Below are 16689 nucleotides of genomic sequence, written 5' to 3' on the forward strand. Positions count from 1 at the left end.
CAACAAAAGAATAAACACAAAAAGCCTGATAAATTTCATAAAACAAAGATATACATATATATGATGTATGAAAAACTATTCACCAAGTGAAAGATTGGCTTTACCAAGTTTACCCTGTCTCATTGTGATGATGAAGCTAAGTTTGCAGTATAATTTAAACTTAATTCTCATGAAAAATTTATCTTTTTTATTACCAATCGCATTAGTTTTCACAAGCTATCAGATTTCTGCACAAACCAAATTAATTTCGTACAAAAGCCACAGCGGCGATATGAAATATTTTGAAAAAAACATTGTAGAAAACGCTTACAACACCAATTATTCTAATCTGGGAGTTGCACCTGAAAGGTATGTCACCAATTCTAAACTGGACAGTGTGATCATCATTGACGATAAAAAAAGCGTGATTGTAACCTCGACATTTTGCAAGACAAGAAGAAACGAAAATCTTCAAAAATGGAAAGCCGGAAGAGATACTGTTTACAATCATCAGGTTTTTTCTGATAAAAACATTGAAAGTATGAAGAAAACGCTTAAAGAAACGTACAACTTTCAAAACGATATAGACAGCACCGTTTTTCTGAAATATGACAAAAAAACGAAAGAATACAAACCAATTACCCCAAAAAGAAAAATAAAAACAGCCGAAATAAAAAGCTTTGAATCTAAAGAAAAAATGATGTACGCTTTGGTTTTAACAATCGCTGTTTTGGGAGCTTTATTTATTTCCAGAAAAAAACTTTAAGCAACTATTTTCGTGGAATTTAAATCTTTATTTCTAAGAAAATTCACTGTTTTTACTGGCATTTTTTTTCTTCAGTTTATTCTGTTTTTCCCTTTGAGTTTTTTAAATGATTTCCAGTTAAAAATTACGCATTTACTGTTTGGGGATTTTACTGGGTTTGTTTTAGAATGTTTATTGAAGAAAAAAAACATCCTGATTGATTACAGTTCAGACAGTTATTCGATGTTGGCTTTAATCATCATTTTGCTTTTCACATCAATATTATTCAGTTTTTGGATTAAGAAAAGATGGGCTAAACAGTTTTTAATAATAACAGAATATGTTTGTGTATTTTATACTTCTTTAATTCTTATCAAATATGGTTTCGACAAAATTTTCAAAGTACAATTTCCGGAACCGGAACCCAATATTCTCTTTACAAGATTCGGAAATTTAGACAAAGATATTTTATTCTGGAGTACAATTGGAACTTCCAAAATCTACAATATGATTATGGGTTCTATTGAGTTTTTTTCAGGGATTTTATTATTGTTCAGACGTTCCCGGTTTTTAGGATTATTATTAGCAATAATATGTTTGGTTCAAATATTCATTATTAATATCAGCTTCGATATTTCTGTGAAAATATTCTCTTTTATTTTAATTTTGATGAGCATATTTCTTGTGAGAAAAAGCGGATGGCAACTTATTCTTATCATCATTCAGCTTCCTAGAAAAAATAATTTTGACCGAATTTCTTTTCTGCCTTTTAAAACTTTTCTAAAAATTTTAATTGTCGGGTTTATATTCGTTAAAATAGGAGTGCCTTATTTTAACAATGAAGAAGAGAAAAATTTACTGCAGTTCAGTAAAGTTTATGAAGTGACTTCACCAGAAAGTCAGTATAGATATTTATTTTTTCACAAGGATCAATACTTAATTTTCATGGAAAAATCTTCGGAAAAAATGATTGTATTTCATTATGAAATTTCTTTTGATAATCAGATTATTATTGAAAATGATCAACATCAGACTTCAAATATTTTATTCGAAAAAAGTAAAAACGGTTCTGCTGTTTTTTATTTTAATAATGAAACGATTAATGCAAAACCAATTGACTACAAAAAAATGAATGCATTGCAGGATAAATTCCATCTGTTGGTTGATTGACGGTTGCTTTACCAAGTGAAAACATCAGTTCACCAAGTTTCCGAAATTTCAGTTTTTGTTTGTGGTAATTTTACTTTAGAAATTTAAAACAAGAAATAACAAATACATACATTATGAAATCGCAAAAGCGATTGCATATGACAAACAAAACAATAAATAATTACATATGAAACTGAAACACCTTTTATTAGTAGGGATTTTTGCAGCAGGAAGTTTGGTGAATGCGCAGGAAATCAAAAAAAACGCAATTGAAGTAACCGGAGTTGCCGAAATGGAAGTAGAACCGGATGAAATTATCTTTAACATCGGAATTAAAGCCGACAACAAAAATCAATTGGCAGACAGCGAAAAGCTTTTGTTTGAAACCTTGAAAAACAATGGTGTAAAAAATGAAGACATCAAATTCAAATCGATGTACCAGAATTTGTATTCTAAAACAACAAAGTTTACCAAAAGTTTTCAGTTTAAAGTGAATGCAAAAACCAATGTGAGCAAGCTTTTTGAAGAGCTTAACCAAAAATGGGTAAGCAATCTGAATATTGCCGAAATTAAAAACACAAAAATTGCAGATTTCAGAAAAACGGTAAAAATCAATGCATTGAAAGCGGCAAAAGAAAAAGCAGATTATCTTTTGGAAAGCATCGGCAAAAAGACCGGAACTCCGCTTGAGATCGTAGAAATTGAAGATTACATGAGCGACTCTATACTTCCCGTTGCGTACAGAAGCAAAATGGCAAATGTACAACTGGAAGCAGCCGATCAAAGCATCGATTATTCTTTCGACAACATCGAAAATATTAAGCTGAAATACAGCATTAAAACAAGATACGAGATTCTTTAGTTTTTAAGAGGCAGTCAGAAATGGCTGTCTTTTTTTGTTCTAAAAACTTTCACCAAGTGAAAACCTCAGTTCACCAAGTCTTCAAAAATCAGGTATAAAATCAGGGTAATTTTACTGTAGAACTTTAAATAATAAACAATGCGATACTCTATTTTAATCCTCATTTTTTCGTTTTCATTTTTTAAATCCCAGGAAATAAAAAAAGAAATCGATGTGAAACAGGCAACCGTATTTTTGCAGGGTGCAAAAATTTTCGGAAGCACGAATGTAAGTCTTCAAAAAGGAAGAAACACCGTAAAAATCATCAATCTTCCGAATGATTTAGATGAAAACACCTACAAAATCAATCTTGAAAAAAACACAACGCTTTTATCAATTACTCCGCAAAGCAATTATCTGAAAAATGATGAACTGAACGATGGTGAAAAGAAACTGGATGATGAAAGAAAAAAATTTCAGAGACAGGTAAATCTTTTAAATATTCAGATTAAAAATCTTACCGGCGAACAAAACATTATTAATGATAACCTGAAAGTTTCTACCAACGACAAAGCCACTCCGCAAGATCAGCTTATAAAACTCACCGGTTTTTACAGAAAAAGAATGCTGGAAATTGATAATCAGGTTTTTCTTTTAAACGAACAAAAATCTGTTTTGGATGAAAATATTGCTAAAATCGACAAGCAATTCTCTGAAGAGCAGACCCATAAAAATACCAACAGAAAAGAATTAATCTTAGAAATTCTTGCCGAAAATGAAATGAACCTGAATCTTGGCGTGAGTTACATTGTTTCAAATGCAGGCTGGGTTCCTTCTTACGATTTGAGAGCTTTATCTACGAAGAAGCCTCTGGAAATTGTTTACAAAGGAAAAATTTACCAAAAAACCGGGCAAGACTGGAAGAATGTGAAACTTTTTGTTTCAACTTACAGACCTTCGTATAATCAAAACCGTCCGATTTTATTGCCGCTTTATGTTGCAGAATATACGGCTTACAACAATGAGGATGCGAAAGTTGGATATATGCAGAAAGCAAAGGCTGAAATGTCTAATTCTTATCAGATGAGAGCTGAAGTTGCAGCATCAAGCCAGATTCCTGTTGCGACGGTTTCGGATAATCAGATGAATGTTTTGTATGAGCTGAATTATAATCAGACCATTCTCAGTCAGGAAAAAGAGCAATACGTGATTTTAGACAAGAAAAATGTAGAGTCTACTTATAAATATCACACGGTTCCGAAGCTTAACAATCAGGTTTTCTTAATGGCTTTTGTGAAAAACTGGCAGAATTTAAATCTTATTTCTGGTGAAGCGAATATTTATTTTGAAGATAATTATATCGGAAAAAACAATATTACAAGCAATTATGTAAAAGACGAGTTCCCAATTTCCCTTGGCGTTGACGAAAGAATTGTAGTGAAAAGAATTAAAATTGAGGATAAAACGGCTCAAAAATCTTTCAATTCTAATAAATGGGAAACAGAATCGTACGAAATATCCATCCGAAATAATACGAAAGAAAATATCGAACTTGAAATTTTAGATCAGATTCCGTTAAGTGAAAATCAGAAAATCACCGTAAAAACTTTAAACTTCGGTGACGGAGATTTTGATGACAAAACCGGAAGCATCCTCTGGAACAGGAAAATTTCCAGCGGAGCATCAGAAAAAATCAACTTCTCGTATGAAGTAAAATATCCTAAAGATATGCAGATTCAGTATTACAGTCGGTAATTGAGTTGGAGGGTTTGAGAGTTGGAGGGTATTTGAGAGAGTCCTAAAGGACGGTTTTTTAAAGAATAGGATGAAGTCCTATTTAAAGATTAAAAATTTTCAAATAATGAAGATTCCGGAACCTTAATAAATGAGCCGTACTCGCATCTCGAAACTCGAAATCCGAAACCCGAAACCCGTAACAAAAAAATAAAATCATTAAAAAAACATACAATATGAACACCTTAAAATTAATTACAGTTAGCTTAAGTATTGCAGCATTTTTAAGCGCAGAAAAAATTTCAGGAATTCGCTGTAGTAAAAATACAGACGAAAGACAGGTTGTTGAAAGCAATGTTTCAGAAAAACCGATGGAAGTTTCAAAAGAAAATAAAATTCAGGTGGCTTTGCTTCTGGATACCTCCAACAGTATGGACGGATTAATCGATCAGGCAAAATCAAGACTTTGGAATATCGTTAATACTTTAACCACCTTAAAATACAACGGACAAGCGCCGCAAGTGGAAATTGCTCTTTATGAATACGGAAATGATGGTTTACAAGATGAAAATTACATCAGACAAGTAACTCCACTTACGCAGGATTTAGATTTAGTTTCTGAAAAACTTTTCGCTTTAAAAACAAATGGCGGAAATGAATATTGCGGAGCCGTCATTCGTGATGCATCTACAAACCTGAAATGGGACGGAAACGAAAAAAGCATGAAGCTCATTTACATCGCAGGAAACGAACCTTTTGATCAGGGAAGAATCGGTTATAAAGATGTAATTTCTAAAGCTAAAACCAAAAACATTTATACCAATACGATTTTCTGCGGAAGCCGTGAAGAAGGAATTCAGTCGCATTGGCAAAATGGAGCGACTTTAGGAGACGGAAAATACTTTAATATTGACAGTAATCAGAAAGTAATTTATATTGAAACGCCTTATGATGTGAAAATTTCACAGTACAATTCTCAGTTAAACGATACTTATATTTCCTACGGAAGCCGTGGTTATGAAATGAAGAACAAACAGGCAGTTCAGGATGTAAATGCGGAATCTCTTTCGGCATCGAATGCTGTAGAAAGAGCCGTAAGTAAATCGAAGAAAAATGCTTACAAAAATGATCATTGGGATTTGGTTGACCGTGTTGAGAAAGATAAATCTTACATTTCATCGATGAAAGAGGAAGAACTTCCTTCAGAATTAAAGGGAAAAAGCAAAGACGAGATTAAAAAAATTGTCGCTCAAAAATCGGCTGATCGTGAAAAAATTCAAAAAGAAATTGAAGTTTTAGCAAGAAAACGACAAGAATTTATTGATACTGAAACCAAAAAACGAGGAAGTTATGAAGGCGATGACTTAGGAAAAGCGATTGAAAAATCTATTGTGGAATTGGCAAAAAAGAACGGATATAGTTTTTAGTTTTGGGTTCCGAGATACGGATTTCGTGATATAAAGTTTGCGTCTAAAATTATTTATTTTAATTTATTGATATGCGCAAGTCCCAAAGGGACGGTTTAATAAAGGATAGGATAAAATCCTATCAAATAAATATGAGTTTTATATATTAGAAATACGATGAATGTTAGTATTGTTTATTTCGTTTCGGGCTCGGCTTCGCCGAGCCCGAAACTTTCAAATTTTAAGACTTTTAAGGATTTCTTTTTCTTTTTTATTTAAAATAATATCTCGCTTTTCGGCATCATAAAAATCTTCGTCGCCGCCGCCGATCAAAAGTCTTTCGTCATCTGTTGACCGCATATAAATATAGGGTTTATCGGTATTCCAGACGAGTGTTTGTTCCATGTTTTTAAATTTATCTTTATCAATTTCAGAGACGATGGCATAAGTACTTTTAAGATCCACAAAATGTTCTTTAATCATTGCTGAACTTTCATAACCCACACAATAAATGATTTTCTTTGCGATAATATTAAAGCCATCCTTCGTTAAAGCCAAATTGTGATCTCTCAGATATTTCACCGATTTCATTTCTGTTTTATCATAAACTTTTAAACCTTTATTCACATTAAATCTCAGCAGTTCGTGAGCAAATTTAAAGGCATCGATACTTGCGCCTTGTTTTGACAAAATCCCGCCATAAGTATTCTGAAAACCAAACCTTTCTTCAATATCTTCAGTTCCAAGCCAGGTTACGTCAAATCCTGCTTTCTTTCTTGCTTCATATTCTTTTTCAAGCCAGATTGCATCTTTCTTTTTCGAAGCAAAATAGAGCGACTGTTTTCTTTTAAAACCTGACCGCGACTTGATTTCTTTGGTTAATCTTGCAATAGTATCAATTGATTTTGAGCATGCTTTGTAACTTTCTATCGCACCTTTTTCGCCAATCATTTCACTTAATTCATAAAGCGGAACATCAATTTCGTATTGCAGCATTGAGGTTGTTGCTGAAGTACTTCCGTTGCAGATTTCGCGTTTATCGATTAAAATAGTTTGGTAACCGTCTTTTATCATTTGATGGGCGATGAGACTTCCGGTTATTCCGCCTCCGATAATAAGAACGTCGCATTCTTCGTCAGATTTCAGGGAAGGATAAGAAGCTACTAAACCATTTTTCAAAAGCCAGAAAGGTTCGTTAGATTTCAGGTCCATAGAATTTTTTTCAAAATCTCATCAATAATTGAGCCTTAAATAATGCATTTCTTTAATTATGGTTTAATTATTGATAAATTAATCTCACCAAAACCATATAAAAAATAAAATATGATAGCTATTCTTAACGATGCTCCGGAAAATGTAGCAGCATTCAACGCTACAGGAGAGATAACAAGAGAAGATTTTGAAAACCTTGTTATCCCGCATGTAAAAACTAAAGTTGAAAAATTTGATGAACTGAATTATCTGCTGTATCTTAATACCGATCTTGATAATTTTACAATGGGAGCCTGGCTTCAGGATGCTCTTTTAGGAATAAAAAACATTACCAAATGGAACAGAGCAGCCATTGTAACAGACAAAGAAGGTGTGCAGAATTTTACGGATATCTTCAGTGTTTTGATGCCGGGAGAATTTAAATCTTTTCCTAAAGAAAATCTTTATAATGCTTTATACTGGTGTCAAAACGGCAATGAAGTTCAAAGTTAGTTAAACAAAAAAGAGAAGCAGTTGCTTCTCTTTTTTTATTGGTCACAGGCAGCACATTCTACCATTATTTCTTTTTCGTTTACCTTTGGCGATCTGTACAGATAAAAATAAATTACACTGATAACCAACCCGATAACAGTCATTCCTACTCCCACAAGTGAAGGATAATTGTAAGGCAAACCATGTTCTAAAGGAATTCCGCCCAGAAAAGCGCCCATTGCATTGGCAATATTAAATGCAGCCTGCATAAAAGCAGCAGCCATCATTTCACTTTTCGGTGCAGCTTTCATCATCATAATATTAATTGGCGCTGCAACCGACATCGATAAAGCCCCGCAAATAAAGGTTAAAACCAATGATATACTTTGATATTGGGAAAGAAAAAATACTCCCGCCAACGAACTCATCATTAAAAATAATAATAACGAACAGGTTTTTTCCGGGCCTAATTTATCTGAAAGAAAACCTCCTGCCAAATTTCCGACCACCATTCCGCCACCTGCAAGAATCATTACATAAGCCATATAGCTGCTTTCAATTTTTGAAATAACGGTCATTAAAGGAGTAATGTAGCTAAACCAGGTAAATAATCCTCCAAAACCAATTGCCGTAATCATTAAAACCAGCCAAGACTGTTTTCCTTTCAGGAATTTTAGTTCTTCCAAGAAATGGCTGTTTTCTTTTTTTTCCATCGCAGGAAGCCAAAGTTTTAAAGCCAATAAAGTTGCAATTCCGATTACGGCAACGATTGCAAAATACCAGCGCCAGTGAAATTCGTGTCCGATATAAGTTACCAAAGGAACCATCGCCAGATTGGCAACCGTCAATCCGGTAAACATTAACGAAATATACAAAGCCTCTTTTCCTTTTCCTGCCATTCTTGAAGCAACTACAGTTCCTACTCCGAAAAATGCACCGTGTGGTAAACCAGACAAGAACCTGATAACCAGCATCGAATTGTAATCGGGAGCAACAGCCGATAATGCATTAAAAATTGTGAAAATCACCATCAAAGCGAGCAATACTTTTTTGGGTGGAAATTTTACAGAATATCCGATTAAAATCGGCGCTCCGATTACTACTCCCAAAGCATATGCAGCAATCAGATGTCCGGCTTGCGGAATGGTAATCTGTAAAGTTTTTGCAATATCGGGAAGCAGTCCCATGATTGTAAATTCTGTAGTTCCAATGGCTAAACCACCGATTGCCAAAGGCAAAATTCTTTTATCAAACATCCTTAATCAATAATTATTTAAAGCAATATTTTCATTGCTTCTTTTAAAAGCACAAAGGTAAATATAATTGGAAGTAAAATGTTTAAAGGTTTGATTTAAATTTTATATCAGAACCATAATTAAATCAACTTAACAAATATTTGAATTAAAAAAAATCGCCTCAAAAATTTGAAGCGATTCTATTTTAATGTATATGTTTTTCTGCGTGGTATGAACTCCTTACCAAAGGCGAACTTTCAACATGTTTGAATCCTAAACTTCTTGCAAAATCTCCGAATTCATCAAACTCTTCTGGCGTTATAAATTTCTTTACAGGAAGATGTTTTTTTGTCGGCTGTAAATATTGTCCTAAAGTGATAACGTCTACATTTGCATTTCTGATGTCTTCAATAGTCTGGAAAACCTCATCTTTTTCCTCTCCCAAACCAAGCATTACCCCGGTTTTTGTTCTTCTTTGTCCCGCTTCTTTTAAATATCTTAAAACGTCTAAGCTTCTTTCATATTTCGCCTGAATTCTTACTTCTCTTGTCAAACGTTTTACCGTTTCCATGTTGTGAGAGATTACTTCAGGAGCTACATTTACTAACCTATCTAAATGTTTTGTAAGACCTTGAAAATCAGGAATCAAGGTTTCCATTGTAGTTCCCGGAGAAATTCTTCTTACCGCATTTACGGTTTCTCCCCAAAGAATAGAACCCATATCTTTCAAATCGTCTCGGTCAACAGAAGTTAACACGGCATGTTTGATCTTCATTAATTTGATTGAACGAGCTACTTTTTCAGGTTCATCCCAGTTTACATCCATCGGTTTTCCGGTTTTTACCCCGCAAAATCCGCAGCTTCTGGTACAGATATTTCCTAAAATCATGAAAGTTGCCGTACCTTCACCCCAACATTCGCCCATATTCGGGCAGCTTCCGCTCTGGCAAATCGTATTTAATTTATATTTATCTACCAAAGTTCTCAATTCTCTGTAATTCTTTCCTGTAGGAAGTTTTACACGAATCCATTTTGGTTTTTGAACGGTAGTATCCTGAACTAAATTCTCCATTTATCTCTCAAATTGAGGTTCARAGTTAGTGATTTTTTTATCGACTGCATCTACGATGTAAATTGATGGAAATGATAATTTCATTATAGCCACGAATACACGAATCTAATTGCAATAATTCCTAAAAAGCCTTGTCAAGGTTTTTAACCTTGACAAGGCTCATTATCTGACGTTAATATTTATTTTTTTCCACGAAAGCAAAAATTTTTATACAAATAGCAAATAATTCGTGCATTCGTGGCAAAAAAAATTATCAATCATCCTCAAACTCATTATTCTTCAACAACTCAGCCAATACTTTTTTAGCTCGCATCACACGAACTTTCGTATTAGCAACAGAAATTCCTAATTCTTCTGCGATTTCTTTAATACTTTTTTCTTCAAAAAATCGCAATCTGATAATATCCTGATAATTGACGTCTAAAGATTCTATCGTTTTGATGATTTTCTTTTGCTCTTCATCGGAAATCATCAGCTCTTCCGGAGATTTTGCGTAATGATTTTTTACTTCATCCAGATTTTCGGTCGTATCTTGATTTTCCCGAGATTTTCTTCGCCAAAAGTCGATAATTGTATTTTGAGCAATCGTTAAAACCCATGTTTTAAACTGAAAATGCGGATCATACATATCCAGTTTAGATAAGACTTTAGAAAAAACATTTACTGTAATTTCATCTGCATCATTTTCGTCACGAACTTTTTTCATCACAAAAGAAAAAACATCCAGCCAAAAAACATTGATGAGTTTGGTCTGCGCTTTCTGATCTTTTTCCTTTGCCTTTTGGATGAGAGGAAATAATTGCTCGTCTTTCATTATTAACAAATATAATTGAATTTTACTAATGAAACAATAATTGCTGGAAGTTGGATGATAGATGATTGCAATCTACAAGTTTGAAAGCTGAATTAAAAAATTCAAAATCCAGAATTTTGTATTTCGAAACTTACTTCCTTCTTTTTAACCACAAAGTCACAAAAGTTTTTTTAACACATTAGAATCTTTTAAGTTTCATACTTTGAAAATAGTAAAGATCACATAAGTTTAAAAATCAAAGATTTTTTTTGGTTTGAAATTCTCGAACGTCGAAACTCGTATCTCAGAACCCGAAACTCACTTGATTTTCTTATCTTTGCACCTTAAATTTAAACCGAAAATAATGAACTCTTTTATTGAAGAACTGAAATGGCGCGGTCTTTTTGCCGATATGATGCCCGGAACAGATGAACAACTGAATAAGGAAATGACAACTGCCTATATCGGTTTTGATCCTACTGCAGATTCTTTGCATATCGGAAGTCTTATTCAGATTAAAATTCTGGCTCATTTTCAGCAGCACGGTCACAAACCGATCGCTTTGGTAGGAGGTGCAACCGGAATGATCGGCGATCCTTCAGGAAAATCTGCAGAAAGAAACCTTCTCGATGAAGCTACTCTTTTGCATTATGTTGACTGTCTGAAAAACCAGCTTTCAAAATTCTTAAATTTTGAAGGAAACGAAACCAATAAAGCCGAATTGGTCAACAACTACGACTGGATGAAAAATATTTCTTTCCTTGATTTTGCTAAAAATGTCGGGAAAAATATTACCGTAAATTACATGATGGCAAAAGATTCTGTAAAGAAAAGACTTTCAGGAGAAGCCGGTGTTGACGGAATGAGTTTTACAGAGTTTACTTATCAATTGATTCAGGGTTTTGATTTTTTACATTTATACCAAAATAATAATGTGAAACTTCAGATGGGCGGTTCTGATCAGTGGGGAAATATCACGACAGGTACAGAACTGATCCGCAGAAAAGCACAGGGAGAAGCATTTGCATTGACCGTTCCTTTGATTACAAAAGCTGACGGATCAAAATTCGGAAAATCTGAAAGCGGAGAAAATTATTGGTTAGACAAAAAGAAAACTTCACCTTACAAGTTCTATCAATTCTGGCTGAATGCTACTGATGATGATGCTGAAAGATTCATTAAATTTTATACATTCTTAGGAAAAGAAGAAATCGAAGCTTTAATTGAAGATCACAAAGCGGCTCCACACGAAAGAAAACTTCAGAAAAAACTGGCTGAAGAAGTGACAGTTTGGGTTCACGGAAGAGAAGAATATGAAAAAGCTTTAAAGGCTTCTGAAATTTTATTCGGTCGTTCTACAGCGGAAGATTTGGTAAGTCTTGATGAAGAACTTTTCCTTGAAATTTTTGACGGAGTTCCTCAGAAAGAAGTGGCTAAAGCTGATGTTTTAGGAATTAATATCGTTGATTTGCTTTCAGAAAAAACCGGTTTTTTAAAATCTAAAAGTGAGGTAACAAGAGAATTGAAAGGAAATTCAATTTCTGTAAACAAAGAAAAAGTAAATGACGTTTATACTGCCAATGAAACAGATTTGATTGACGGTAAATTCTTATTATTACAAAAAGGAAAGAAAAATTACTTTATCGTAAAAGTGATTTAGTCTTAAAAAGAATATAAAAAATCCGACTCAATTTTTTGGGTCGGATTTTTTATAGTAATATCCTGATTTAGAATGTATAGCTTGTTGAAGCCGATAAATTTTGCCCGCTTGAAACACTTTCTTTTTTAAGCGCACCATCTACCCAGATCTGTACTTTCAAAGTAGACGAAGCATCTGCTCCGGTTGCATTTACCACAACATTTACATTATAAACAGGTCCTTCTGTGGTGAGTTCCGGACTCGACCATGTTGTTCCGCTCAGACCGGTTACCGTAATAGGATTACCATCGATTCCGTAGACTGCTTTGCTAATATTACTTCCTGATGAAGCTTCAGCTTTAAAAATAATTTTATGAGTTTCGGTCTCAGAAACGTCATCGTCATCGTTTTTACAAGAAGCAACAAAACCCAAAATTATTGCTGCCATTAAAACAACATACGACCCTCTTAATACCTGATTCAATTTTATTTTTCTCATAATTTATTTTTATTAAATATTATCCGGATTTTCTTGATTCAGCTTCCTTAAAGATATTTTATATTAAAAACTGTCAATCTTCAAATTTAAAAAAAATATGATTATCACATTCAAAAAAGTCCGGCTCAAAATTGGCCGGACTTTTTTCATCATAAAGTTTAAATTTAGAATGTATAACTTGCTGAAGCTGATAAATACTGCCCGCTTGAAGTTCCTTCTTTTTTAAGTTCACCATCTACCCAGATCTGCACTTTTAATGTAGAAGAAGCATTCACTCCGATTGCGTTGATTGCAGCATTTGCGCTCATTGCTCCCGGTTCGGTAGTGATTTCAGGGCTCGTCCAGGTTGTTCCGCTCAGGCTGGTTGCAGTCGTAGCATTTCCGTCAATTCCGTAAACTGCGATTTCAATATTGCTTCCCGCAGAAGCTTCTGCTTTAAAGACAACTTTGTGCGATTTGTTTGTTCCCGGAATATTGTCGTCATCATCATTGCTGCACGATGTTACAAAGCCGAAAACCAAAGCCGCCATCACCGTTACAAACGACCCTTTCAATACGTTTTTCAATTTCATTTTTTTCATAATTTCTCTTGTTTAAATATTACTGTTAATTTTAATTTGTAACCTTTCTGATTTAGTACCTGCAAAGCTATGACTGTCTGAAAAGGCAATCAATCCTGAGAATTAAGTAAAATATTCTACCAGATTTCAGGTATTTTTTAATGTAAATTTTATCACTAAATTGTGCAGTTTTATTTTCAATAATGAAATTGGCCTAATGAAGAACCACCTTATCACCCTTTGTATATTTTTATCAACTTATATACAATCTCAGCAGCTTATCCCTCTCAACGAGAAAAGCTATTCCGACAGTCTGAAAACTGTTGTAAACAGAAAAGCTGACAACAACGCTAAAGCAAACTCATATTTCTTATTATCAAACTTTTACAGAAATACAGATCCTGTTTTAAGCAAAAATTATTTAGACAAAGCAAAAGCATTAAGTCCGAAAACGGCTTTAAACAAAGCAAAATATTATTATTATGAAGGCCAGCATTTTTTAGAAAGCAATAAAGAAAAAGCAGCACTTTCATTTCAAAAAGCCATAGACGAATTTTCTAAAATTAAAACTGAAGAAGCAGATTTTTATATCGCTTCGTCGTGGTACAACTACGGAGTGACGCAGAAAAATAAAGAAGGCTACCCTTTTTTGGTGAAAATTTTGGTTGAAAAAAGCATTCCGCAGGTTGAGAAATACAAAAACCACAAAACTTTAGGACAGCTTTATTCCCAGCTTGCCATCATTCTTACTTATAATGCCGAGTTTGCAAAAGCATTCGAATACAATACAAAAGCCATCAAAATATTAGAAAAAAACGCTCCCCATTCTACTGAATTATTTTTTGCTTACCTCAATACCGCCAGCAATTTTTGTTATCAGGCGAAAGGTGACGAAGCAAAAAAATATTTAGATAAAGCTGAAAAACTCATCCAGCCTTACCCGGAATCTTCTGCCAATGCCTCTTTTTATTACGGAAAAACACTTTATTCTATTACTAAACAGAAAAATAGTGAAGCACTTCCGATGATTGAAAAAGGTTTGATTTATGCTAAAAAATCTAACCAAAATCTGTTAACGCAAATGTTTTACCTGAATAAATACGATATTTTAAGGAAGCAGAATAAACTAAATGAAGCGAAAAACGTTCTGGAAAATATCTTATCAGAAAAGACACTCATCATTGATGCAAATAACAGAAAAGCTTTTTACAACCAGCTTTCAAGCCTTAATGAACAAATGGGTAATCTTAAAGAAGCTTTGCTCTGGGAAAAGAAATATTCGAAATTAAATGACAGCTTAAACTCTGAAAATGTAAAGCTGGAACTCAATACACTGGAAACGAAATTCAGAACTGCAGAAAAACAAAAAGAAATTGCCAACCTCAACACTGAAAAAGCACAAAAAGAACTGGAAATCAATAAGAAAAACCAGTATTTATGGTTATTGGTTTTTGCATCATTATTCCTTATTATTTTAATTATTTCCATTTATTTTTACACTAAAAAATTAGCTAAAGAAAAAGAAATCAATCATGCTCAAAAGCTGAAAGAAATTGCACAACAGGAAGAATTAAAAATAACAAAAGCCATTCTGGAAGGTGAAGAAAAAGAAAGGGAAAGAGTGGGAAAAGACCTTCATGACGGACTTGGAGGAATGCTTGCCGGAGTAAAGATCAATTTTTCAGCATGGGCATCACAAAATCTTGAAACCGAAAGCAAAAAAGATTTTAACGAAATTTTAAATCAGCTGGACGGTTCTGTTTCTGAACTCAGAAATATTGCCAGAAACCTGATGCCGGAATCTCTTTTAAAATTCGGTCTGGAAACCGCTTTGAAAGACCTTTGTGAGTTTTATTCCAGAAAAAATCTATCTATTGATTTTCAGGCAATCGACATCAATCCTGCGCTTTCCTTGGCAATACAGATTAATATTTTCAGAATTGTACAGGAAATTTTGGCTAATGCGGTAAAGCATTCCGAAGCTGAAAACATATTGCTTCAATGCTCTCAATCAGATGATGTATTTTTAATTACAATTGAAGACGACGGCAAAGGATTTTCACAAGATCATGCTTCAAAGACCAAAAGCATGGGACTTCACAACCTGAAAACCCGCGTCGGTTATCTGAAAGGCAAAATGGAAATCAATTCTGATCATGAAGGAACGGCAATCAATATAGAACTCAACACCCATGCAATCTCATAAAATAAACATCGTTATTGTAGATGACCATCCTATCGTGATTGAAGGATTGAAAAACATGCTATCGGGAAAGCCTTTTTTCCATATTGCAAAAACCTTTACGAATGGTGCGGAAGTCATCAGTTTTATTACATCTAATGAAGTAGATATTCTTCTGCTCGATATTTCTCTGCCCGACATCAGCGGAATACAGCTGTGTGAAGAAATTAAAAAAATATCTCCCGAAACGTCTGTCATTATGTTCAGCAACAGTTCTGAAAGGAGCATTATCATGCGGTGCATCCAGAACGGAGCAAGCGGTTATTTATTAAAAAACGTTTCTCTGGAAGAACTGATGGAATGCTTTCACGGTGTGCTTTCCGGAAATATCGTTTTCTGCAACGAAACCAAAAACATCATCAGCAAACCTTCTCCACAGGAATTAACCACTACTCCACGCTTAACCAAACGGGAGAAACAGATTCTCCAGTTTTTAGCAAAAGGAAAAACAAGCAATGAGATTGCAGGTGAGCTTTTCTTAAGCCCTTTAACCGTTGATACCCACCGTAAAAATCTGCTCCAGAAGTTTGGTGCAAAAAACTCTGCCGAGCTTGTGCATATTGCAGTGCAGCAGCATATGATTTTGGAATAAATTACTTATTTTGACTTCTATTAATTGATAAGTATTAATGAAATATTTACTTTTTACTTTAAAGCTGTTTAAACTAATTTTTGTTTAACCACAAAAGAAGCAAAAGAAATTCGAAATGTGTATTATTAGATATTCAAAGCTCTCAAAAGAATAAAAATCAAAGATTTTTTTAAACTTCTGTGTTCTTTTTTCATTTCAAAAATAAGCTTTAATAGAAATATCTAAATCTTTTGTGCCTTTTGTGGTTAAATAAAAAGTTTAAACAAGTTTTTTGATTATTTCTTTTCATTTTTGTCTGCACAGCAAATGCTATTTATCTCCCGAAATGGGAAGCTTTTCAATATAAATTAAAGAAAATAAATAAAGATTATCAGATTAAAGATGGCGAAATATATTCATCTACATCAAGGTTTTCTGTACTTGATGGTCAATCTTTTTATGTTAAAATTAAAAGTGGAAAAAATGAAAATCAATTTGATTATTCCAATCCCGAATCATATTTAGAAAAATATCCCAATGT

15 protein-coding genes are annotated in these 16689 nt (G+C 33.6%); 9 read left to right on the plus strand and 6 right to left on the minus strand.

The annotated features are described in order from the left end of the window. Positions 1–67: 67 nt before the first annotated feature. The 5 genes from AB4Y90_RS09815 to AB4Y90_RS09835 all read left to right on the plus strand — a co-directional run bounded on the left by AB4Y90_RS09815 (position 68) and on the right by AB4Y90_RS09835 (position 5875). A complete protein-coding gene (locus tag AB4Y90_RS09815) occupies positions 68–745 on the plus strand; it encodes a hypothetical protein (RefSeq protein ID WP_441557289.1) in 678 nt (225 codons plus the stop codon). A 174-nt stretch (positions 746–919) separates the two neighbouring features. Beyond that, positions 920–1894 (plus strand): hypothetical protein, encoded by a 975-nt coding sequence (locus AB4Y90_RS09820; RefSeq protein WP_441557290.1) that lies wholly within the window; start codon positions 920–922, stop codon positions 1892–1894. A 166-nt stretch (positions 1895–2060) separates the two neighbouring features. Further along, positions 2061–2735, plus strand: coding sequence for an SIMPL domain-containing protein (locus AB4Y90_RS09825; protein WP_441557292.1), 675 nt, complete (start codon positions 2061–2063; stop codon positions 2733–2735). A gap of 213 nt (positions 2736–2948) precedes the next feature. Beyond that, a complete protein-coding gene (locus AB4Y90_RS09830; RefSeq protein WP_441557294.1) occupies positions 2949–4469 on the plus strand; it encodes a DUF4139 domain-containing protein in 1521 nt (506 codons plus the stop codon). Positions 4470–4684: 215 nt separating this feature from the next. Further along, positions 4685–5875 carry a vWA domain-containing protein gene (locus AB4Y90_RS09835; RefSeq protein WP_441557296.1) on the plus strand — a complete coding sequence of 397 codons (1191 nt, stop codon included), beginning with the start codon at positions 4685–4687 and terminating at the stop codon, positions 5873–5875. Between the two features lie 213 nt (positions 5876–6088). On the opposite strand, the gene AB4Y90_RS09840 is transcribed toward AB4Y90_RS09835, so the two are convergent. Then, the gene (locus tag AB4Y90_RS09840) at positions 6089–7066 is read right to left on the minus strand and encodes an NAD(P)/FAD-dependent oxidoreductase (RefSeq protein ID WP_441557298.1); all 978 of its coding nucleotides are present in this window, start codon (positions 7064–7066) and stop codon (positions 6089–6091) included. Between the two features lie 111 nt (positions 7067–7177). On the opposite strand from AB4Y90_RS09840, the gene AB4Y90_RS09845 reads away from it, so the two are divergent. Next, on the plus strand, positions 7178–7558 hold the full coding sequence (locus AB4Y90_RS09845; protein ID WP_441557299.1) for an STAS/SEC14 domain-containing protein: 381 nt from the start codon (positions 7178–7180) through the stop codon (positions 7556–7558). A 35-nt stretch (positions 7559–7593) separates the two neighbouring features. On the opposite strand, the gene AB4Y90_RS09850 is transcribed toward AB4Y90_RS09845, so the two are convergent. The 3 genes from AB4Y90_RS09850 to AB4Y90_RS09860 all read right to left on the minus strand — a co-directional run bounded on the left by AB4Y90_RS09850 (position 7594) and on the right by AB4Y90_RS09860 (position 10658). Next, positions 7594–8793 (minus strand): MFS transporter, encoded by a 1200-nt coding sequence (locus AB4Y90_RS09850; protein WP_441557300.1) that lies wholly within the window; start codon positions 8791–8793, stop codon positions 7594–7596. A 184-nt stretch (positions 8794–8977) separates the two neighbouring features. Further along, on the minus strand, positions 8978–9844 hold the full coding sequence (lipA, locus tag AB4Y90_RS09855; RefSeq protein ID WP_441557301.1) for a lipoyl synthase: 867 nt from the start codon (positions 9842–9844) through the stop codon (positions 8978–8980). Positions 9845–10097: 253 nt separating this feature from the next. After that, the gene (locus AB4Y90_RS09860) at positions 10098–10658 is read right to left on the minus strand and encodes an RNA polymerase sigma factor (protein ID WP_441557303.1); all 561 of its coding nucleotides are present in this window, start codon (positions 10656–10658) and stop codon (positions 10098–10100) included. Between the two features lie 343 nt (positions 10659–11001). Here AB4Y90_RS09860 and tyrS point away from each other — a divergent pair, with 343 nt between their 5' ends. After that, on the plus strand, positions 11002–12297 hold the full coding sequence (gene tyrS / locus AB4Y90_RS09865) for a tyrosine--tRNA ligase (RefSeq protein WP_441557304.1): 1296 nt from the start codon (positions 11002–11004) through the stop codon (positions 12295–12297). A gap of 67 nt (positions 12298–12364) precedes the next feature. Here the strand turns inward: tyrS and AB4Y90_RS09870 are convergent, their stop codons facing one another. Continuing rightward, the gene (locus AB4Y90_RS09870; protein WP_441557305.1) at positions 12365–12775 is read right to left on the minus strand and encodes a hypothetical protein; all 411 of its coding nucleotides are present in this window, start codon (positions 12773–12775) and stop codon (positions 12365–12367) included. Positions 12776–12939: 164 nt separating this feature from the next. Next, a complete protein-coding gene (locus tag AB4Y90_RS09875; RefSeq protein WP_441557306.1) occupies positions 12940–13356 on the minus strand; it encodes a hypothetical protein in 417 nt (138 codons plus the stop codon). A gap of 196 nt (positions 13357–13552) precedes the next feature. Between AB4Y90_RS09875 and AB4Y90_RS09880 the strand changes: the two genes are divergently transcribed. Further along, positions 13553–15541 carry an ATP-binding protein gene (locus AB4Y90_RS09880; protein WP_441557308.1) on the plus strand — a complete coding sequence of 663 codons (1989 nt, stop codon included), beginning with the start codon at positions 13553–13555 and terminating at the stop codon, positions 15539–15541. Continuing rightward, a complete protein-coding gene (locus AB4Y90_RS09885) occupies positions 15528–16169 on the plus strand; it encodes a response regulator transcription factor (RefSeq protein ID WP_441557309.1) in 642 nt (213 codons plus the stop codon). The genes AB4Y90_RS09880 and AB4Y90_RS09885 overlap by 14 nt, the downstream gene beginning before the upstream one ends. The last annotated feature ends 520 nt before the right edge of the window (positions 16170–16689 follow it).

The sequence above is a fragment of the Chryseobacterium sp. 2TAF14 genome (genome assembly GCF_052115105.1).
GTDB lineage: Bacteria > Bacteroidota > Bacteroidia > Flavobacteriales > Weeksellaceae > Chryseobacterium.